The sequence below is a fragment of the Sphingopyxis sp. NFH-91 genome (genome assembly GCF_021401285.1).
Classification (GTDB): Bacteria; Pseudomonadota; Alphaproteobacteria; order Sphingomonadales; family Sphingomonadaceae; genus Sphingopyxis; species Sphingopyxis terrae_A.
This window is the reverse complement of the sequence record NZ_JACBGA010000012.1, coordinates 12,085-32,391: the sequence shown is the minus strand read 5'-3', so window position 1 is coordinate 32,391 and position 20,307 is coordinate 12,085. Positions and strand designations below refer to the sequence as shown.

Sequence of the window (20,307 nt, the reverse complement as noted above, 5' to 3'; positions counted from 1 at the left end):
TTGAGCGGCCGCAAAAGCGCGCCTATCCGGGCCGGCTATGCTCGAGCAGGCCCACCCCCTGACGGCGGATCAACCGCAGACTTTCCGCGCCGAATTTCGCGCGACGCTGGCGCTCGCCCTGCCGCTGGCGGCGGCGAACCTGCTGCAGATGATGGTCCATGCGATCGACGTGATCTTCGTGGCGCGACTCGGCGATGCGCCGCTTGCCGCCTCGTCGCTTGGCGTCTCGATCTTCGGCCTGTTGCTATGGACAGGGACCGGGCTCGTCGGCGCCGCAGCGCCGCTCGTCGCTGCCGAACTCGGGCGGCGCAAACATGCCGTGCGCGAAGTACGGCGCACCGTCCGCATGGCGCTGTGGCTCAGTGCGATCGTGTCCGTGCTGTTCATGGGCGTCTGCGCCGCGGGCGGCCCGATCATGCGCGCAACCGGGCAAGACCCCGAAATCACGGCACATGCCGCCAGTTTCCTGTTGATCCTGATGTGGGGTATGGTGCCGATGATCGCAGCGAGCGTGTTGCGCATCTTTGTTTCGGCGCTCGGACGTCCGACGATTGCCACCGCGATCACCTTCCTCGCGCTGTTCGTCAACGCCCTCGGCAACTGGAGCCTCGTCTTCGGCCATCTCGGTATGCCGGCCCTCGGACTGCAGGGCTCGGCGCTGTCGAGCGTCATCACGAGCACGGTGATGCTGATCGCCTATATCATCGTGATCCAGACCGACCGGCGGCTGCGCCGCTATCATCTGTTCGGCAACTGGTGGCGCTCCGAATGGCCCCGCTTCTGGGAAATGCTCCGGATCGGCACCCCGATCGGCCTCATCATTCTGGCCGAGGCCGGGCTGTTTACCGGCGCCGCTTTCCTGATGGGCCGGATCGGTGAGGCGCAGCTTGCCGGGCACACCCTCGCGCTCCAGATCGCGGCGCTCGCCTTCCAGATCCCGTTCGGCGTGGCGCAGGCGGCGACGATCCGGGTCGGCCTTTCCTATGGCGCGCGCGACCATCGCGGCATTACGCTCGCGGGGCAGGCGTCGCTGATCCTCGGTATCGGGTTCATGGTCGTGACCGCGGCGGTGATCTGGCTCGCGCCGCGGCTCGTGCTGTCGATCTACGTCGACGTCGATGCGGCGCGTAACGCCGCGCTCGTCCATTTTGCGCTGCAGTTCCTGCTCGTGGCCGCCGCGTTCCAGCTGTTCGATGGCGCCCAGACGGTCGCGGCGGGCGTATTGCGCGGGCTTCAGGATACGCGCGTGCCGATGATCATCGCGGTCTGCGGCTACTGGATCGCGGGCTATGGCACCGCCGTCTACCTCGGCTTCTGGACGCCGCTTGCGGGCGTTGGCGTGTGGATCGGTCTGGCGGTCGGGCTCATCGTGGTGTCGGCGGTACTGCTGATGCGCTGGCGGATGCGGGCGCGGTTGGGGTTGTTGCCTTCATTGGTTGATCGTTGAGATGCTTGGTGGCCGTCTTCACTCGGCCGACGAGCATTTTGAACTCTTCTGGCGTTAGCGCGCGAAATTGTCGGCCGGTGGAGTCCTGAATTGCGGAAACGTTCCGGAAAACAAAATAGCTGCCAGTCTCACCGCCAGACATCTCCGCGAGATTGAGGGTGGAATGAACGATGTCGTTTCGGCAATCCACCAACGGTCGAATTTCGGCGATCCGCTGGTGGGCTTTAGCGGGATATCGGAACGCGGCCTTTTCGAGAGTGTCGAGCTTATGAGTCAGCGACGCGCTGGGTGAGAATTTCCCTTGCTGCGCTAGTTTCCGGACAATCGTTTCCTCAAGCCGCGCGAATGCATCGAGAAGTTCGCTGCGCAGTCGCGCGCCGCGCTCCAGCAAGTCCCGCTGGACGGGTGAATCTGCACCCTTGATGATCGGAATCTCGCACCCCATCTGACCGCCGTACCGCGCCGCCGAAAATTTTCCCTTAATCGCCTTGACGCTGTCACACCCTCCACCCATATGCCCGGTTGTTAGCACTCGCACCCCGTGAGTGCTAAGTCTGACATCCATTGCATTACTGGAGGGACATCCATGCAATTTCGTCCGCTGCACGACCGCGTGCTCGTCCGCCGTATCGAAGCCGAAGAAAAGACGGCTGGCGGCATCATCATTCCCGACACCGCCAAGGAAAAGCCGCAGGAAGGCGAAGTCGTCGCCGTCGGCACCGGCAGCAAGGCCGAAGATGGCAAGGTGACGCCGCTCGACGTCAAGTCGGGCGACCGCATCCTGTTCGGCAAATGGTCGGGCACCGAAGTCAAGGTCGATGGCGAAGAGCTGTTGATCATGAAGGAATCGGACATCCTCGGCGTTCTCGCCTGAGCCTGTTTGCCGATTTCAGTGTGAAGTTACGCAGTTTTCTGCGCTTTTATTAAAGGAGCATCCTCATGGCTGCCAAGGACGTTAAATTTTCGCGCGACGCACGCGAACGCATCCTGAAGGGCGTCGACATCCTCGCCGACGCCGTCAAGGTCACGCTGGGCCCCAAGGGCCGCAATGTCGTGATCGACAAGAGCTTCGGCGCCCCCCGCATCACCAAGGACGGTGTCTCGGTCGCCAAGGAAATCGAACTCAAGGACAAGTTCGAAAACATGGGCGCGCAGATGCTGCGCGAAGTCGCCTCGAAGGCGAACGACAAGGCCGGTGACGGCACCACCACCGCGACGGTCCTCGCCCAGGCGATCGTCCGCGAAGGCATGAAGTCGGTTGCTGCCGGCATGAACCCGATGGACCTGAAGCGCGGCATCGACCTCGCGGTCACCAAGGTCGTCGAAGACCTCAAGGGCCGTTCGACCGCCGTGTCGGGCTCGTCGGAAATCGCGCAGGTCGGCATCATCTCGGCCAATGGCGACGTCGAAGTCGGCGAAAAGATCGCCGAAGCGATGGAAAAGGTCGGCAAGGAAGGCGTGATCACCGTCGAGGAAGCCAAGGGCCTCGAGTTTGAACTCGATGTCGTCGAAGGCATGCAGTTCGACCGCGGCTATCTGTCGCCCTACTTCATCACCAACCCCGAAAAGATGACGGTCGAACTGGCTGATCCGTACATCCTGATCTTCGAAAAGAAGCTGTCGAACCTTCAGTCGATGCTTCCGATCCTCGAAGCGGTTGTGCAGTCGGGCCGTCCGCTGCTCATCATCGCCGAAGACATCGAAGGCGAAGCGCTCGCGACGCTGGTCGTCAACCGTCTGCGCGGCGGCCTCAAGGTCGCGGCCGTCAAGGCGCCGGGCTTCGGCGATCGCCGCAAGGCGATGCTGCAGGACATCGCAATCCTGACCGCCGGCGAAATGATCAGCGAAGACCTGGGCATCAAGCTCGAGTCGGTCACGCTGAACATGCTCGGCCAGGCGAAGCGCGTCACGATCGACAAGGACAACACCACCATCGTCGACGGTGCGGGTGAAGGCGACGCGATCAAGGCCCGCGTCGAACAGATCCGCGCGCAGATCGAAACCACCACGTCGGATTACGATCGCGAAAAGCTGCAGGAACGTCTGGCGAAGCTCGCCGGCGGCGTTGCGGTGATCAAGGTCGGCGGTGCGACCGAAGTCGAGGTGAAGGAACGCAAGGATCGCGTCGACGACGCGCTGCACGCGACCCGCGCCGCGGTCGAGGAAGGCATCGTCCCCGGCGGCGGTACGGCTCTGCTGTATGCCACCAAGGCTCTCGATGGGCTGAAGGGCGCCAACGACGACCAGACCCGCGGTATCGACATCGTCCGCAAGGCGATCGAAGCGCCGCTGCGTCAGATCGCGGCCAACGCCGGCCATGACGGTGCGGTTGTCGCCGGCAACCTGCTGCGCGAAAACAACCAGGATCAGGGCTTCAACGCCGCGACCGACGTCTATGAAAATCTGAAGGCCGCCGGCGTCATCGACCCGACCAAGGTCGTGCGCACCGCGCTTCAGGACGCTGCCTCGGTTTCGGGCCTGCTCATCACCACCGAAGCGGCGGTGAGCGAGCTTCCCGAAGACAAGCCGGCGATGCCGATGGGCGGCGGCGGCATGGGCGGCATGGGCGGCATGGACTTCTAAGTCCTTACCGTTCGGCGCTCAGCCAACAAGAAACGGGGCCGGAGGAGCAATCCTCCGGCCCTTTTCTGTCCACCCACCTTTTTCCGGGCCATTGCCAGTTCATGCGCCGCAGCATAGCTAGGCGGTCATGAGCCTGCTTCTCGTCCTTGCCGCGCTGCTCGCCGATCCCGCGGCCGCCGTCGCTCCGCCTGCGCCGCCGCCGCGCGCCACGATCGAACGCTGCGGCTACCGGGTGGTCCAGACCTATCCGCACGATCCGTCCTCCTTCACCCAGGGCCTGTTCTGGGACGACGGCCATCTTTACGAAGGGACGGGGCAATACGGCCATTCGCGCATCGCGCGGCTCGACCTGGCGACCGGCAAGGCGCTCGCCGAAACGCCCCTCCCCGCCGACCAGTTCGGTGAAGGGATCACGCGCTGGCGCGACCAGATTATCGGCGTCACCTGGCAGAACGGCATCGGCCATCGCTGGCGCCTCAAGGATCTGAAGCCGGTCGGCGACTTCACCTATTCGGGCGAAGGCTGGGGAGTGACGACGCTCGGCGATACGATCGTGCTCAGCGACGGGACACCGACGCTGCGCTTCTTCGATCCCGCCACGATGGCGGAAAAGCGCCGCGTCACCGTTCGCTTCGGCGGCCGTCCGCTTGCCATGCTCAACGAACTCGAGGCGATCGACGGGCAGGTCTGGGCGAATGTGTGGATGAGCGACGTCATCGTGCGGATCGACCCCGACAGGGCCGCCATCGTCTCCTACATCGACCTGACCGGGCTGCGCAAAGACGCCGGGGTCAGCGACAGCGACAGCGTGCTCAACGGCATCGCGTGGGACGCGAAGGGCAAGCGGCTGTTCGTCACCGGCAAATATTGGCCCAAACTCTACGAGATCGCCCTCGCAAACTGCGCATAGGGGCCGGTTCTAGCTCTTGAGCGCCGCTGCCATCCGCGCCGCCGCTGCGTCATAGACGCGCGCTTTCAACCCCTCGGTCACCGCGGCGGGCGCCCGGTCGGGGTGGCCGCCGGCGAAGGGCGGGGCTGGATCATATTCGATTGCGAGCTGGATCGCCTGCGCGGCCGCGTCGCCCCGCATCCGCGCGACCAGCGTCAGCGCGAAATCGAGGCCCGACGTCACCCCGCCGCTCGTCACGACGGGGCCGTCCTCGACCACGCGCGCCGCTTCGTGGCGCGCACCGACCATCGGCAAGAGATGCGTATAGGCCCAGTGCGTGGTCGCGCGCCGCCCTTCGAGCAGCCCCGCGCGGCCGAGCAGGAAGGCGCCGGTGCACACGCTCGTCACCCAGGTGGCGCCCGCCGCCTGCCGCGCGATGAAATCGATCGTTGCCGGGTCGCCCAACGCTTCGGCGACACCATGTCCGCCGGGAACGCACAGTATATCGGCCTGCGGCGCCGCAGCGAAATCATGCGTCGGCAGGATTGCAAAGCCGCAGTCGGTCGATATCGGATCGAGGCTGGCCGCGGCGCCGATCAACCGCGCGCCGGGCAGGCGGCACAGCGCCTGCGCGGGGGCGGTGAAATCGAGCTGGGTGATGCCGGGAAACAGCAGAAAGACGATGGTGGTTTGCGGTGCTTCGGGCATCGGGATGGTCCTTTTCTGACGGATCACCCAGGCGCGCGGCTCGCATCGGTCCCGCTCCCCGATGGAACTCCATCTTCAGCGCCAGTTGCGGGACGCCTGGCTTCTATCGCGGCAATCGCCTCGGCGAAAGCCTATTTGCCGCCGTCTTCGCCGCTCGCGGCGCTGTCGGCTTTCGTATCGGTGCCGTCGCGGCTTTCGAGCATTTCGGCCGCATCGTCGAGCGCCTTGGCTTCGCTGACCGTGACGCCGCCGGGGCCGGGCTCATTGTCGGTGCGGCTGCAGCCGGCAACGAGGCACAGGGCCGCGGCCAAGGCCGCGCAGGTTGGAAATTTCGTCATGTCGGCTCCTGCGAAAAGGGGCTCCGCCATTCCGGCGAAGCCCCTCTTTCCCTATCAGGCCAAGGGCCTGCCGACGACTTACTTGTCGTTGGCTTCGGCCTTCTTGGTTTCTTCCTGAATCTTGTCACCCGCGGCAGCAGCGGCGTCGCCAGCGGCATTCACGGTGCCTTCGACGGCGTTGCCGGCGTCCTTCGCGGCATCGGCGGTCGCGTCAGCGGCGTCGGCCGCCCCATCGGCGACGGCATCGCCCGCGCTGGCGGCATCGGCGGCGATCGCATCGCCGGCTTCAGACGTTTCCTGCTGCGCCTTTTCCGAGCAAGCGGCGAGGCTGAAGGCCGCTGCGGCCATCGAGGCGAGGATGATCTTGCGCATATATGTTCCTTTCGATGTGCAAGCGGCCGGATAACCGGCCACTGGGCGCGGAGACTAACTGCGCCTGCCCGGCTTGGCAACCGTGCGGCGGGACGCGGTGGCCGCGGGGTATTGATCGCAAAAGGAAAAGGGGCCGCCGACGCATGTCGACGACCCCCGATTTCCTTGCCTGTGCAGGCGAAAGTGGAAGCTTACTTCTTCGCTTCTTCCATCTTCGCGGCAGCGGCATCGGTCGCTTCCTTGGCGGCCGCAGCGGCTTCGCTGGCCTTGTCGGCAGCTTCGCCAGCCTTGTCGGCAGCGTCGCCGGCGGCAGCGGCTGCGTCGGTCGCGGCCGAAGCGGTCGCGTCGGCGGCGCTCGAAGCGGCTTCCATCGCGCCGTCGGCGGCGCCTTCGACGGTTTCGGTGGCCGCGGTGTCGGCCGGAGCGGCTTCGTCAGCAGCCTTCTGCGAGCAAGCGGCAACGCTCAGCGACGCAGCGAGGACGAGCGACAGAGTGATCGACTTCTTCATTTGGGATACCCCTCTTGATTGAACTTCTCGACCGGCGGGCGGACCGGACCAATGCGATCCTGCTCCCGTTGATCGGGCGCCGGAATTACAAGGTTGTAAGTGGGGGCGCAACGGACTTTTTGTCCCAGGGGTGGCGTTCGTCGCAATCGCGCGCGCCGTCGTTGCTCGACAATTCGTTGACCACATATAAAGAAGTCTTTATATGATACTGCTATGAGCGAGCTGATCGACATTTTCCGGGCCCTGGCCGACCAGACGCGGTTGCGCGTCGTTGCCTTGCTGCGCGAGATGGAGCTGGCGATCGGCGAACTGGCGGCGGTGCTCGAACAGAGCCAGCCGCGCGTTTCGCGCCACGTCCGCATCCTGGCCGAAGCCGGGATCGTCGAGCGCCGCCGCGAGGGGAGCTGGGTCTTCCTGCGCATCGCCGAACAGGGGCCGGGCGCCGACATGGCTGCTGCTGCGGGGTCTTGGCCCTTCTCGGCGCGCGAGGCGCTGGTGATCGCACAGGATGCGCGCCGACTTGCCGCGGTTCGCGCCGAGCGCGCAGCGGTGGCCGAACGCTATTTCGCCGACCATGCGGCCGAATGGGATGCGATCCGGTCGCGCCACGTCGCCGAAAGCGAGGTCGAGGACGCGATGGTCGCGATGATGCACGGGCGCGCGCTGGGCCATCTGCTCGACGTCGGCACCGGCACCGGGCGCATGGCCGAAATCTTCGCGCCAACGGCGCAGCGGATCACCGCCCTCGACCGCAGCCCCGAAATGCTGCGCATCGCGCGCGCCAAACTGTCGGATCAGGCAGTGCCGGTCGATCTGGTGCAGGGTGATTTCCTCGCGCTGCCCATCGCCGACGCCAGCGTCGATTCGGTGGTTATCCACCAGGCGCTGCACTTTGCGCACGAACCCGAGCGGGTCATCGCCGAAGCCGCCCGCGTGCTGCGTGATGGCGGGCATTTGCTCGTCGCCGATTTTGCGCCGCACGAGGATGAGGAGCTGCGCGCTCTGGCGGCGCACGCGCGCCTCGGCTTTTCGGATACGCAGATCGGCGGCTGGTTCGCCGCGTCGGGGCTGACGCTCGAACGGACGCAAACACTCGAAGGCGGTGCGCTCGCGGTCAAGCTGTGGCTTGGCGCGCGCCGCCGTGACCAAGATCAACCCCCCGTCGCCGAGGGCGACGGCGAAGGCAAAAGGCTCGCCGCATGACCACTTCCCTCGACGCGCTGGCCGAAGCGCGCCGCGCTGCGGCGTCGCCGCTGTTCGCCAATCTGGAAGGCGACATCGGGGTCAGTTTCGAATTCTTTCCGCCCAAGACCGAGAAGATGGAGGCGCAGCTGTGGGACACGTTCCGCACGCTCGAGCCGCTGGCGCCGCGCTTCGTATCGGTAACTTATGGTGCGGGCGGATCGACGCGCGAGCGCACCCATGCGACGGTGGCGCGGATCGCGTCCGAAAGCGCGGTGCCGCCCGCCGCGCACCTGACCTGCGTCGAGGCGTCGCGCGGTGAAATCGAAGAGGTTGCGCGCGCCTATTGGGACGCGGGCGTGCGGCATATCGTCGCGCTGCGCGGCGATGTCCCCGGCGGCGGTGCGTATCGGGCGCATCCCGATGGTTTTGCCAATGCGGTCGAGCTCGTCGCCGGGTTGAAGCGGATCGCGCCGTTCGACATTTCCGTCGCCGCTTATCCCGAGGTGCATCCCGACGCCGATTGCCCGCAGGCCGATCTCGACAATCTGAAGCGTAAGCTCGATGCCGGGGCGACGCGCGCGATCACGCAATTCTTCTTCTCGCCCGAAGCCTTCCTGCGCTTCCGCGACGCCGCGGATGCGGCGGGCATCGACGCGCCGATCGTGCCGGGCATCCTGCCGGTGTCGAACGTCTCGCAGACGCGGCGCATGGCCGATATGTGCGGCACCGCAATCCCCGCATGGATGATCGCGCTGTTCGAGGGGCTCGACGACCTGCCCGCCGCGCGTCAGCTCGTTGCCGCGACGGTCGCGGCCGAAATGTGCCGCCGCCTCTACGCGGGCGGGGTACGCGATTTTCACTTCTACACGCTCAACCGCGCCGAACTCAGCTATGCGATCTGTCATATGCTGGGGTTGCGGCCGGTGGCGCCGGCAAAGGATAAGGCGGCATGATCTCAGCGCGCGAGGCCCTGATCGCGGCGGCGAAGGATCGCATCCTGCTCACCGATGGTGGCTGGGGCACCCAGATCCAGCTCCGCAAGCTCGGCGAAGCCGATTATGCGGGATCGCTCCGCCTCGGTCACGACCAGAAGGGTAATAACGACATCCTTGCGCTGACGCGGCAGGATGTCGTGACCGCGATCGGCGAGGCCTATCTCGCCGCCGGATCGGACATCGTCTCGACCAACACGTTCAGCGCGAACCGGATCAGCCAGGCCGATTATGGCGCCGAAGCGCTGGTTGCTGACATCAACCACGAAAGCGCGCGCCTGGGGCGCGAAGCGGCCGACAAGTTCGCGGCTGAGGACGGCCGGCGCCGCTTCGTCGCGGGCGCGGTCGGGCCGACGAACAAGACGCTGTCGCTGTCGCCCGACGTCAACAATCCCGGCTATCGCGAGATCGATTTCGACGAATTGAAGGACGTCTATCGCGAACAGGTAATCGCGCTGGCTGAAGGCGGAGCCGATTTCATCCTGATCGAGACGATCTTCGACACGCTGAATGCCAAGGCCGGCATCGCCGCGACGATCGAGGCGGAGGCGAAGGTCGGGCGCGAGCTGCCGCTGATGATCTCGATGACGCTCACCGACCTGTCGGGCCGCAACCTGTCGGGCCACACGGTCGAGGCTTTCTGGTATGCGGTGCGTCATGCGAAGCCGCTGACAGTAGGGCTCAACTGCTCGTTCGGCGCGGCGCAGCTTCGCCCGCATGTCCGCGTGCTCTCCGACCTCGCCGACACGCTGGTGATGGTCTATCCGAACGCCGGCCTGCCCAACGAGCTTGGCGAATATGACGAACTGCCCGACACGACCGCGGCGCTGCTCCGCGAATGGGCCGACCATGGTCAGGTCAACATCCTCGGCGGCTGCTGCGGATCGACCCCGGCGCATATCGCGGCGATGGCAAAGGCCGTACAGGGCCTCCCCGCGCGCCGGATTCCCGAGGTGCCGGTGCGCACGCGCCTTGCCGGGCTGGAACCCTTCACGATGGCGGCGGCATCCTGATGGAGGACGGACCGACATGGGCGATCCGCGAGGCCGGAGAGGCTGATGCCGCCGCGTTGGCATTGATCGGCGCCGCGACCTTCCTCGAAACCTTCGCGGGCATTCTCGACGGCCAGGCGATCGTCGGGCATTGCGCGGCGCAGCATCAGGAGGCCGCCTATCGCGCCTATCTGGCGTCGGGCGCGCGCGCCTGGCTTGCCGAGGCGCAGCCGGGCGGCGCGCCGATCGGCTTCGCGCTGATCGGCCGGCCCGACCTCGCCGCTGCCGAGGCGGGCGACATCGAACTCAAGCGCATTTATTCGCTGTCTCGTTTTCATGGCAGCGGACTTGGCGCCGCCCTGATGCGCTGCGCTCTTGACGCTGCGGCAGGGCATCGCCGCCTGTTGCTCGGCGTTTACGCCCGCAACGAACGGGCGCTCGCTTTCTATCGCAAGCAGGGCTTCGTCGACGTCGGGACACGCCAGTTCAACGTCGGGGGAAAGCTCTACGACGACCGCGTTCTCGCCCGCCCGCTTGCTGCCTGATTCTCTTTGGACCGTTCGATGACCGCAACTCTCTCCTCCTCCTCGTTCGTCAACATCGGCGAACGCACCAACGTCACCGGCTCCGCCGCCTTCAAGCGGCTGATCCTCGCCGACGATTTCACCGCGGCGGTCGAGGTCGCGCGCCAGCAGGTCGAAAATGGCGCGCAGGTCATCGACGTGAACATGGACGAAGGCCTGCTCGACGCCGTGCGCGCCATGACGACCTTCCTGAAGCTGATCGCCGCCGAACCCGACATCGCGCGCGTGCCGGTGATGATCGATTCGTCGAAGTGGGAGGTGATCGAAGCAGGGCTGAAATGCGTCCCCGGCAAGCCGATCGTCAATTCGATCAGCATGAAGGAGGGCGAGGAGGCTTTCCTGGACCATGCACGCAAATGCATGGCCTATGGCGCCGCGGTTGTCGTGATGGCGTTCGACGAGGTGGGACAGGCCGACACCAAAGAGCGCAAGATCGAGATTTGCGAGCGTGCCTACAAGCTGCTGATGACCATCGGTTTTCCGCCCGAGGACATCATCTTCGACCCCAATATCTTCGCGGTCGCGACGGGGCTCGAGGAGCATGACAATTATGCGGTCGATTTCATCGAGGCGGTGAAGGAAATCCGCGTCCGCTGTCCGCACGTCCATTTCTCGGGCGGGCTGTCCAACCTCTCGTTCGGCTTTCGCGGCAACGAGACGGTGCGCCGCGCGATGCACAGCGTCTTCCTCTATCACGCAATCCCCGCCGGGCTCGACATGGCGATCGTCAACGCGGGGCAGCTCGACGTCTATGACACGATCGACCCCGAACTGCGCACCGCGTGCGAGGATGTCATCCTCAACCGCAAGGTGGAGGGCGAGGAACTGAGCCCGACCGAGCGGCTGATCGCGCTCGCCGAACGCTACAAGGGCAGCAACGCGGCGCAGGAAAAGGCGGCCGAGGAATGGCGCGGCTGGCCGGTCGAAAAGCGGCTCGAACATGCCTTGGTCAAGGGCATCGACGCGCATGTCGTCGACGATACCGAAGAGATGCGGCTGCTGATGGACCGCCCGATCGAGGTGATCGAGGGGCCGTTGATGGACGGCATGAATGTCGTCGGCGACCTGTTCGGCTCGGGCAAGATGTTCCTGCCGCAGGTCGTCAAATCGGCGCGCGTCATGAAAAAGGCGGTCGCGCATCTGCTGCCCTTTATCGAAGCCGCCAAGGAACCCGGCGCGAAGGGCAAGGGCAAGGTCGTGATGGCGACCGTGAAGGGCGACGTCCATGATATCGGCAAGAACATCGTCGGCGTCGTGCTGCAATGTAACGGGTTCGAGATCGTCGATCTGGGCGTCATGGTGCCCTGGCCGAAAATCCTCGAGGCGGCGAACGAGAATGACGCCGACATGATCGGCCTGTCGGGCCTAATCACCCCCTCGCTCGACGAGATGGTGACGGTGGCCGAGGAAATGCAGCGCGCCGGCATGACGATGCCGCTGCTGATCGGCGGCGCGACGACGTCGAAGGTCCATACCGCGCTGCGCATCGACCCCGCCTATCAGGGGCCGGTCCTGCACGTGCTCGATGCGAGCCGCGCGGTCGGTGTCGCGACCTCGCTCGTCAGCGACACCGGGCGCGATGCGTTCGTTCGCGGTTACAAGTCGGATTACGAACATATCCGCGACGTGCGCGCCAACAAGGGGCAGAGCGCGCTGGTGCCGATCGACGATGCGCGCGCTAACGGCTTCGTCGTCGACGAGCATATCCGGCCGTTCCCGCCCGAAAGGCCCGGCGTCCATGTGTTCGACAATTGGGATCTGGCTGAACTCGTCGAATGGTTCGACTGGACGCCCTTTTTCCGCGCATGGGAGCTGGCGGGCAATTACCCGGCGATCCTCGACGACGAAATCGTCGGCGAAAGCGCGACGAACCTCTATGCCGACGCGCGCGCGATGCTCGAAAAGATCATTGGCGAGGGCTGGCTTCACGCGCGGGGCGTCGCGGCGCTATGGCCTTGCCGACGCGAAGGCGACGATGTCATCATTCACCTTGCCGAGGAAGAACGGCATGTCCGTATCCCCTTCCTGCGCCAGCAGATCGCGAAGCGCGAAGGGCGCCCGAATATGTGCCTCGCCGATTTCGTCAGCCACGACGGCGACTGGATCGGCGGCTTTTCGGTCGCTATCCACGGCATCGAGCCGCACCTTGCGCGCTTCAAGGCGGCGCACGACGACTATAGCGACATATTGCTGAAGGCGCTCGCCGACCGCTTCGCCGAAGCCTTTGCCGAACGGCTCCACGCGTATGTCCGCACCGATCTGTGGGGCTATGCGCCCGCCGAACAATTGACGCCAGAGGCGATCATCAAGGAAGAATATCGCGGCATCCGTCCCGCGCCCGGTTATCCCGCGTGCCCGGATCACAGTCTGAAGCCGATCCTCTTCGACCTGCTCGATGCCGGGGCCAATTCGGGGGCATCGCTGACCGAGAGCTTTGCCATGCTGCCGACCGCAGCGGTTTCGGGCTTCTATTTCGGCCATCCCGACGCAAGCTATTTCGGGGTCGCGCGCGTGGGGGAAGATCAGCTTGCCGACTATGCCGTGCGGCGCGGCGTCGATATCGAAACCGCCCGCCGCTGGCTGCGTCCGAACCTCGACTGACATCGGTAAAGGGGGCGGGTTAACCCGGCGGGGGAGGGCTGTCCGACAAAGGGACAGCGCCTTCGTTAACCAGCTTCGCGAAGGACGTGGGGCCGCAGAAGGGGTATGGCGCGGCGATGATCCAGATGCTCCTTCGTCGGCCCATGCTGCCGCTCCTCGCCCTGCCGATGCTGTTCGCGCCCGCGCCGCTGCCCGCGCAGGCGGGGGCAGCGCCCTATGTCGTCGCCGAAAGCGGCCGCGCCTTCGGGCGGCTTCAAGAGGCGGTCGACGCGATCGGCGATGGCGACGGCACGATCCGCATCGCGACGGGCTATCATCGCGATTGTGCGGTCCAGACCGCCGGCCGCGTTGCCTTCGTCGCGGCCGAGGCAGGGCGCGCGATCTTCGACGGCGTGAGCTGCGAGGGCAAGGCGGCGCTGGTGCTGCGCGGCCGCGCCGCGCGCGTCGACGGTCTGGTGTTCCAGAATATGCGCGTTCCCGACGGCAATGGCGCGGGCATCCGGCTCGAACAGGGCAATCTCGACGTGGCGAACAGCCTGTTCCGCAACAGCGAGGAAGGGATTTTGACCGCCAATGATCCGGCGGCGACGCTGACGATCGACCGCTCGACCTTTTCGCGCCTTGGCCGCTGCGACCGCGGGCTGAGCTGCGCGCACAGCGTCTATACCGGCGAATATGGACGCGTCGTCGTGACGCACACGCGCTTCGAAAAGGGCAGCGGCGGCCACTATCTGAAGGCCCGCGCGCGCGAGGTCGAAATCAGCGACAATAGTTTCGACGATACGCAGGGGACCGCGACCAATTATCTCATCGATCTGCCCTCTGGTTCGACCGGACGGATCACGGGCAATCTGCTCGTCCAGGGGCGCGACAAGGAAAATTACTCGGCGCTGATCGCGGTCGCAGCCGAGAGCCGCGACAATCCGTCGCGCGGGCTGGTGATCGAGGGCAATCGCGCGAGCATCCCGCAGGGCATCGGCCGATCCTCGGTGTTCGTCGCCGACTGGAGCGGCGAGCCGCTGGCGATCGGGGCCAATCAGATCGGCCCCGGCCTCAAGCCCTTCGAAAAGCGGTAAGCAAGCGCGCCCGGCGCGGCGGGTCAGGCCTCGCCGCGCGTCTCGATCAGCGACGCGGCCAGTGCCTCGGCGGGCGTCTTGCCGCCCCACAGCACGAACTGGAACACCGGGTAAAAGCGCTCGCATTCGTCGATAGCGCTTTCGACCAGCGTTTCGGTGATGTCGAGCGGCATCGCCGCATCGCTGCCGATCAGCATCGCGTGACGATAGAGTATGGTGCCGCTGTTTGACCATAGCTCGAAATGGCCGAGCCAGAGTTGTTCGTTGATCATCGCGAGCGCTTCATGCGCGACGCTGCGCTTGTCCTCGACGACGCGGATGTCGGGGAAGGCGAGCAGTTGCAGCACCCCGTCCTCGGGCCGCCACACCGCGCGCAACTCATAGGTCGTCCAGCTGCCCTGTGCGGTCGCGACGATCTCGTCCTCGCTGATCATTTCGTGCGGCCAGTCGTGCGCCGCAAAATAGGACGCCAGCATATCCATCGGCGCGGCTTCCTGGCCGTCCTCGTCGTCGTAAATATCGTCGGTCATGGCTGCGCCCTTAGCGCGACTTTGGCCGGGTGGCGAGTCGCGCGGGGGAAAGCCCGCTCCGTTACTTCTTGAGTGCGGCGCGGGGCTTGGCCGGCGCCTTCGCGGCGGCGGCCGGCTTTGCCGCGGCTTCGAGCTTGTCGAGCCGCGCCTTCAGCGCGTCGGCTTCGGCGCGTGCCTTGGCCGCCATTTCTTTCACCGCCTCGAATTCCTCGCGGCTCACAAAGTCCATGCGGCCGACGAATTCCTTCGCGCGTTCGCGCATCGCGGTTTCGGCTTCGCGTCCGGCACCGGCGACGGTGCCTGCGATACCGTTGACCATCTTGGCCAGATCGTCGAAAAACCGGTTTTCGCTTTGCATTATCCTGTCCTTTGTCGGGGTCGTCCCCTGTATTCACCCAAATCGGGTCGTCATCCTATCTGGGAGGTCGCGGCGGCCGGCACAAGGGTTTCGGCGTCGGGGTTGCGCTGATCGATCTGGAAATTCAGGATCGTCGCGAAGCTGAGCCATATCATATAGGGGACGAGCAGCCACGCCGCCGCCTTGCGGATCCGCGCAAAGGCAAAGGTCGTCGCGATCGTCACCATCAGGATGAAAATGACGAGATAGAGCGCGGCGGTCACCTGATGCATGCCGAAAAAGAGCGGCGACCAGGCGAAATTGGCGATCAGCTGCACGAAGAACAGCGCCAGCGCAAAGCCGCGCCCGCGCGCGCCGCGCGCGTGGAGGATCATCGCCAGCGCCAGGCCGAGCAGGACATAGAGCGTCGTCCACACGACCCCGAAGACCCAGCCGGGCGGAACGATCGCGGGCCGGTCGAGCGCCATGAACCAGCGATTGTCATAGCCGCTGTTCGAGAGCAGACCCATCAGGCTGCCGATCAGGACGAGCGCCGGGACGGTGAACATCGCCCAGCGCCAATAGGACATGCGTAGCTGACCGGGGGTGGCAATCTCGCTCATGCATCTGGTCCTTCGCGCGCGAATCTGTGTCGGTCATGCTGTCGCGGCGCGCACCGCCCGCGTCAAGCTGCGGATTTCGTAGCCGCAATCAGAAATTCGACATTTCCTTCGGGTCCGGTGATCGGACTTTCGACCGTCTCAACGACGCGCCAGCCCGAACGTTCCAGCCAGTCGCGCACCTCGGAGCAGACGCGGGCGTGCACCGCGGCGTCGCGTACCACGCCCTTTTTGCCGACCTCGTGCCGTTCGGCTTCGAACTGCGGCTTGATCAGAGCGACGAGGCGCGCGCCCGCTTTGGCAAAGGCCATCGGCACCGGCAGCACCTTCGACAACGCGATGAAGCTCGCGTCGCAGACGATGAGATCGACCGGCTCGGGAATATGATCGGCGGTCAGGATGCGCGCGCTCGTCTGCTCGTGGACGATGACGCGGTCGTCCTGCCGCAACTTCCAGGCGAGCTGGTTGGTCCCCGAATCGACCGCATAGACGCGTGCCGCGCCGCGGTTCAGCATCACGTCGGTAAAACCCCCGGTCGACGATCCCACGTCGATCGCCACCGCGCCCGCAATATCCCAGCCCAGATGCGTCAGCGCATGGTCGAGTTTGATCCCGCCGCGCGACACCCATGGATGGTCGCGGCCCTTGACGCTGATCGCGGCATCCTCGGCGATCTGCTGCCCCGCCTTGTCGATCTTGCGGTCGCCGACGAAGGCGAGGCCGGCGAGGATCAGCGCCTGCGCGCGCGTCCGGCTTTCGGCGAGTCCGCGATCGACAAGCAGCTGGTCGGCACGCTGCTTCGCCATCAGTCGCCTGTCCGGTCGGTGAGAAGTCCCGGCGTCAGGATCTGCGGCAGGATTTCGGGTTCGGACTTTCCCGGCGCGTACCAGAGGTAAAGCGGCACGCTGTTGCGGCCATGCTCGGCCAAGGCACGCGTGATGGCGGGGTCGCCGTTGGTCCAGTTGCCGACGAGCGTGACGACGCCCGCCTTGTCGAACGCATCCTGCACCGCCTCGCGGTTGATCGCGCCTGCCTCGTTAGCCTTGCACGACAGGCACCAGTCGGCGGTGAAATAGACGAACACGGGCTTTCCCGTCGCACGCGCCTTGGCAAGCGCCGCCGCCGAATAGCGATCGGCCGAGACTTCGATTCCCGCGCCATGCCCCGCCTCGCGCCCGTCAACCTGTCGCCACAGGAGGACGGCGAGGGCGAGCGCGGTCAGGGCCATCGGTAGCGCCATCCATTTGCGGAAGGTCGCCATCCACGGTCCCGGCTTGGGCATGCGATTGCGGAGCGCAGGCACGAAGCCGACGGCCAGAAAGGGGAGGGCGATACCAAGACCCAGCCCGCCGAAAATCGGCAGGGCAGCCCAGGCCGGAAGGACCAGCGTGGCGCCGAGCGCGGCGCCGAGCAAGGGGCCGCTACACGGCGTGGCGACAAAGGCCGCGAGCGCGCCGGTCCAGAAACCGCCCGCCGCGCCGCTCTGGTTTGCGAGCCGTTGGCCGCCGCCGAACGACGGCAGTTCGAAGACGCCCAGCAGATTGAGCGTGATGGCGAGCGCGAGCAGCAGCAGCACGAACACGCTCGCCGGATGCTGCAGTTGAAAGGCCCAGCCGACCTGCTCGCCCGCCGCGCGCAGGCCGAGCAGCAGCGCGCCGAGCAGTAGCGCGGTGAGCGCCGCACCCGCCGTATAGGCCACAGCCTCGACCTTCGCGGCGCGTGCATCGTCGCCCGACCGCGCAAGGCTGAGTGCTTTCAGGCTCAGGATCGGAAAGACGCAGGGCATCAAATTGAGGATCAATCCGCCGACGATCGCGCCGCCGAGCGCGGTCCAGAACAGCGCCAAGTCGATACCGGCCCCGCCGCCGGAGCCGCCCCCGGCGATCGCCTTGCCGGCCGCCGGAACCGCGCCGGGGACGAAGCGTACGGAAAGGCCACGGTCCTGGTCGAGCTTGAGCAGCGTGTCGATTTCCCCTTGCGCGTTGCCCTTGCCCGCCGTTTCGATCACGATCCAGTCCCCGTTGCGGCTGAAGCGCTGCACTGCCGGATAATCGACGACGCCTTGGGTCGCTGCGAACAGATGCGGTACCGTCAACGATGTTCCCTCGGGCAGCGGTACGGCGAAGCGCACCGTCGCGCCGCGGCGTTCCCACCGGCCCGCGCGGTCGAGCGGTTGCGGCAGCTTGGCGCGCCATGCGTCGAATTGCTGCTGCGCGCCCGCTGCGATGGCTCCGTCGCCAGCCTTCATCGCGACCGAGATCACCGCTTTTTCGGGAACGCAGATCTTGTCGGTGCAGGCGAGCCAGTTGGCGATGCCGGTCAGCGTCAGGTCGGTCCCCGGCGCGACGCTCTTGTCGACGCGGACATCGGCGAGCAGCGCATAGGGATGTTCATAGACATGGTTCATCAGCCCAAAGAGCGTCAGCGCCTCGGGAACCGGATAGCGAAAGGCGCCTACGGTGACGCCTGGCGGCGCGTTCCATTCGACTTGCATGCCGAAACCGGCGTCGCCGCCGTTCGACCAATAGCCGTGCCAACCCTTATCGGGGGTCATCGCGAGGGCAATCGTCGTCGCTCCGCCGGGCGACGGTACCACCGATTCGGCGACCAGCCGCGGCGCGATATGCGTGGTCTGCGCCTGCGAAGGAGCGAAGGCGAGCAGAACCAGGGCGAGCAGCGCCAGCAGCGCGCGCGCCGTCGCTGATGCACTTCGGTCTGTCACAAAGCCGTCTTTCGCGCGATCCATGCCTGTCCTGTGTCTGCCTGTCGTTCGAGGCTTGCCATATAGGCGGCTTTCGTCGAGAGGACAGCCCGCGCTGACGACCCCAGCCATGGAGATGTTCCCCGTGAAGCTCAAAAGCCTGACCACCGTTCTCGCTGCCACCCTCTGTTTCGCAAATGCCGGAGCCGGCCTTGCGCAGGATTCGGCGCCACCGGTCGCAAAGGTTACGGCGGCAACCCCGCCGCCCAAGCTGATCGTCGCAATCTCCGTCGACCAGTTTTCGGCCGATCTGTTTGCCGAATATCGCAGCCATTACACCGGCGGTCTCGCGCGGCTTGCGTCGGGCGTGGTATTTCCGGCGGGGTATCAGTCGCACGGCGCGACCGAAACCTGCCCCGGCCATTCGACGATCCTGACCGGAAATCATCCGGCGCACACCGGGATCATCGCGAATAATTATTTCGACCTCTCGGTCGCCCGGTCCGACAAGCGCGTCTATTGCGCCGAGGACGAAACCGTGCCGGATACAAGTTCGGGCGGCGGCAAATATGCGGCATCGGTGAATCATCTGATGGTCCCGACACTCGGCGATCTGATGAAGGCGCGCGATCCGAAAGCGCAGATCGTCTCGGTCGCAGGCAAGGATCGCGCCGCGATCATGATGGGCGGGCGCAAGGCGGACGAGCTGATGTGGCTGTTTCCGGGCGGCCTCACCAGCTATCGCGGCATCACGCTGTCGCTGGTCGCGCAGCAGGCAAGCAGCGCGATCGCCGCGGCGATTGGCCAGGCGCGCCCCGCGATGGACCTGCCCGCCGATTGCGCGTCACACAATATCGCGATCCCGATTGACAAGGGCGGCACGGTCGGCACCGGCCGCTTTCAGCGCGATGGCGGCGATTTCCGCCGCTTCATGGCCTCGCCCGAAGCGGACGGCGCGGTGCTCGCCGCCGGCGCCGCGCTGCGCGCTGCGCGCAAGCTGGGTGAGGGCACCACAACCGATCTATTGATCCTCGGCCTGTCGGCGACCGACTATATCGGCCACAGCACGGGCACCGAGGGCGCCGAGATGTGCATCCAGATGCACGCGCTCGACCAGCAGCTCGGCGACTTCTTCGCACGGCTCGATGCGACCGGCATCGACTATGCCGTCGTGCTGACCGCCGACCATGGCGGTCACGATCTCCCCGAACGCAACCGCCAAAACGCCTGGCCCGCCGCTGAACGCGTCGATGCCGCGCTCGATCCCGAAGCGATGGGCAAGGCGGTGGCCGAAAAGCTCGGCCTGCCGCAGCCGCTGCTCTATGGCGACGGCCCGTTCGGCGACATGTATCTGTCGAAGGCGTTGACCCCCGCGCAGCGCAGGGCGGCGCTGGACGAGCTGGTAGCGCGCTACCGCGCCCACCGCCAAGTCGAGGCGGTGGTGACCGGTGAGGAACTGGCGAACCATCCGATCTCGAAGCGGTCGCCCGACGTGTGGACGCTGATGGACAAGCTGCGCGCTTCCTATAATGCGCAGCGTTCGGGCGATTTCATTGTCGTGCTCAAACCGCGCGTCACGCCGATCCCCGAATCGGGCCTCGGCTATGTCGCGACGCACGGTTCGGTATGGGACTATGACCGCCGCGTGCCGATACTTTTCTGGCGCAAGGGGCTCACCGCCTTCGAACAGCCGAATGCCGTGATGACGGTGGATATCATGCCGACGCTTGCCGCGCTCATTGACCTGCCGGTCGACGCGGCCAAGATCGATGGCCGCTGCCTCGACCTGCTTTCGGGTCCGGAAAGCAGTTGCCGTCCGTAAAGAAGAATGAAGAACAAGGAA

21 protein-coding genes and 1 riboswitch are annotated in these 20,307 nt (G+C 65.8%); of the genes, 11 read left to right on the top strand and 10 right to left on the bottom strand.

The genetic code is table 11. The features are described 5' to 3' along the window. Positions 1-37 precede the first annotated feature (37 nt). Positions 38-1,447 carry an MATE family efflux transporter gene (locus L0963_RS18085; protein WP_186401120.1) on the top strand — a complete coding sequence of 470 codons (1,410 nt, stop codon included), beginning with the start codon at positions 38-40 and terminating at the stop codon, positions 1,445-1,447. Here L0963_RS18085 and L0963_RS18080 read toward each other — a convergent pair. Next, complete coding sequence (locus tag L0963_RS18080; RefSeq protein ID WP_186401119.1) at positions 1,365-1,979, bottom strand: hypothetical protein; 615 nt, start codon at positions 1,977-1,979, stop codon at positions 1,365-1,367. The genes L0963_RS18085 and L0963_RS18080 overlap by 83 nt on opposite strands. 54 nt (positions 1,980-2,033) lie before the next feature. Here L0963_RS18080 and groES point away from each other — a divergent pair, with 54 nt between their 5' ends. From groES to L0963_RS18065, 3 genes are all read left to right on the top strand, one after another. Beyond that, positions 2,034-2,321: a co-chaperone GroES gene (gene groES, locus L0963_RS18075; protein ID WP_003042663.1), complete on the top strand. Its 288-nt coding sequence runs from the start codon at positions 2,034-2,036 to the stop codon at positions 2,319-2,321. Positions 2,322-2,386: 65 nt separating this feature from the next. Further along, complete coding sequence (gene groL / locus L0963_RS18070) at positions 2,387-4,030, top strand: chaperonin GroEL (RefSeq protein WP_062900975.1); 1,644 nt, start codon at positions 2,387-2,389, stop codon at positions 4,028-4,030. A 127-nt stretch (positions 4,031-4,157) separates the two neighbouring features. Next, complete coding sequence (locus L0963_RS18065; RefSeq protein ID WP_186401118.1) at positions 4,158-4,940, top strand: glutaminyl-peptide cyclotransferase; 783 nt, start codon at positions 4,158-4,160, stop codon at positions 4,938-4,940. A gap of 9 nt (positions 4,941-4,949) precedes the next feature. On the opposite strand, the gene L0963_RS18060 is transcribed toward L0963_RS18065, so the two are convergent. The 4 genes from L0963_RS18060 to L0963_RS18045 form a co-directional block, all read right to left on the bottom strand. After that, the gene (locus L0963_RS18060) at positions 4,950-5,627 is read right to left on the bottom strand and encodes a DJ-1/PfpI family protein (RefSeq protein WP_186401117.1); all 678 of its coding nucleotides are present in this window, start codon (positions 5,625-5,627) and stop codon (positions 4,950-4,952) included. 18 nt (positions 5,628-5,645) lie between these two features. Then, a riboswitch (ZMP/ZTP riboswitch) is annotated at positions 5,646-5,726 on the bottom strand. A 32-nt stretch (positions 5,727-5,758) separates the two neighbouring features. Further along, a complete protein-coding gene (locus L0963_RS18055) occupies positions 5,759-5,965 on the bottom strand; it encodes a hypothetical protein (protein WP_186401116.1) in 207 nt (68 codons plus the stop codon). 78 nt (positions 5,966-6,043) lie between these two features. After that, positions 6,044-6,337, bottom strand: a complete 294-nt coding sequence (locus tag L0963_RS18050; protein WP_003042652.1) for a hypothetical protein — start codon at positions 6,335-6,337, stop codon at positions 6,044-6,046. A gap of 191 nt (positions 6,338-6,528) precedes the next feature. After that, positions 6,529-6,846: a hypothetical protein gene (locus L0963_RS18045; protein WP_003042650.1), complete on the bottom strand. Its 318-nt coding sequence runs from the start codon at positions 6,844-6,846 to the stop codon at positions 6,529-6,531. Positions 6,847-7,059: 213 nt separating this feature from the next. Between L0963_RS18045 and L0963_RS18040 the strand changes: the two genes are divergently transcribed. The 6 genes from L0963_RS18040 (at position 7,060) to L0963_RS18015 (ending at position 14,276) form a co-directional block, all read left to right on the top strand. Beyond that, the gene (locus L0963_RS18040) at positions 7,060-8,049 is read left to right on the top strand and encodes an ArsR/SmtB family transcription factor (protein ID WP_234181032.1); all 990 of its coding nucleotides are present in this window, start codon (positions 7,060-7,062) and stop codon (positions 8,047-8,049) included. Continuing rightward, complete coding sequence (metF, locus tag L0963_RS18035; protein ID WP_186401114.1) at positions 8,046-8,984, top strand: methylenetetrahydrofolate reductase; 939 nt, start codon at positions 8,046-8,048, stop codon at positions 8,982-8,984. Before L0963_RS18040 ends, metF begins: the two co-directional genes overlap by 4 nt. Then, entirely contained in the window at positions 8,981-10,036 is a 1,056-nt protein-coding gene (locus L0963_RS18030; RefSeq protein ID WP_234181030.1) for a homocysteine S-methyltransferase family protein, read from the top strand. The genes metF and L0963_RS18030 overlap by 4 nt, the downstream gene beginning before the upstream one ends. Continuing rightward, positions 10,036-10,560, top strand: a complete 525-nt coding sequence (locus tag L0963_RS18025) for a GNAT family N-acetyltransferase (protein ID WP_186401112.1) — start codon at positions 10,036-10,038, stop codon at positions 10,558-10,560. Before L0963_RS18030 ends, L0963_RS18025 begins: the two co-directional genes overlap by 1 nt. Before the next feature lie 18 nt (positions 10,561-10,578). Beyond that, a complete protein-coding gene (metH, locus tag L0963_RS18020) occupies positions 10,579-13,200 on the top strand; it encodes a methionine synthase (protein ID WP_234181028.1) in 2,622 nt (873 codons plus the stop codon). Between the two features lie 116 nt (positions 13,201-13,316). Next, a complete protein-coding gene (locus tag L0963_RS18015) occupies positions 13,317-14,276 on the top strand; it encodes a right-handed parallel beta-helix repeat-containing protein (protein ID WP_186401110.1) in 960 nt (319 codons plus the stop codon). Positions 14,277-14,299: 23 nt separating this feature from the next. On the opposite strand, the gene L0963_RS18010 is transcribed toward L0963_RS18015, so the two are convergent. From L0963_RS18010 to L0963_RS17990, 5 genes are all read right to left on the bottom strand, one after another. Continuing rightward, positions 14,300-14,806 carry a YbjN domain-containing protein gene (locus L0963_RS18010; RefSeq protein ID WP_234181026.1) on the bottom strand — a complete coding sequence of 169 codons (507 nt, stop codon included), beginning with the start codon at positions 14,804-14,806 and terminating at the stop codon, positions 14,300-14,302. A gap of 61 nt (positions 14,807-14,867) precedes the next feature. Next, positions 14,868-15,164: an accessory factor UbiK family protein gene (locus tag L0963_RS18005; protein ID WP_186401109.1), complete on the bottom strand. Its 297-nt coding sequence runs from the start codon at positions 15,162-15,164 to the stop codon at positions 14,868-14,870. A 50-nt stretch (positions 15,165-15,214) separates the two neighbouring features. Beyond that, positions 15,215-15,766 carry a TspO/MBR family protein gene (locus tag L0963_RS18000; RefSeq protein WP_186401108.1) on the bottom strand — a complete coding sequence of 184 codons (552 nt, stop codon included), beginning with the start codon at positions 15,764-15,766 and terminating at the stop codon, positions 15,215-15,217. A gap of 62 nt (positions 15,767-15,828) precedes the next feature. Further along, complete coding sequence (locus L0963_RS17995; RefSeq protein ID WP_186401107.1) at positions 15,829-16,569, bottom strand: TlyA family RNA methyltransferase; 741 nt, start codon at positions 16,567-16,569, stop codon at positions 15,829-15,831. After that, complete coding sequence (locus L0963_RS17990; protein WP_234181024.1) at positions 16,569-18,509, bottom strand: thioredoxin family protein; 1,941 nt, start codon at positions 18,507-18,509, stop codon at positions 16,569-16,571. Before L0963_RS17990 ends, L0963_RS17995 begins: the two co-directional genes overlap by 1 nt. Positions 18,510-18,594: 85 nt before the next feature. On the opposite strand from L0963_RS17990, the gene L0963_RS17985 reads away from it, so the two are divergent. Further along, positions 18,595-20,286: an alkaline phosphatase family protein gene (locus tag L0963_RS17985; protein ID WP_234181022.1), complete on the top strand. Its 1,692-nt coding sequence runs from the start codon at positions 18,595-18,597 to the stop codon at positions 20,284-20,286. Positions 20,287-20,307 lie beyond the last annotated feature (21 nt).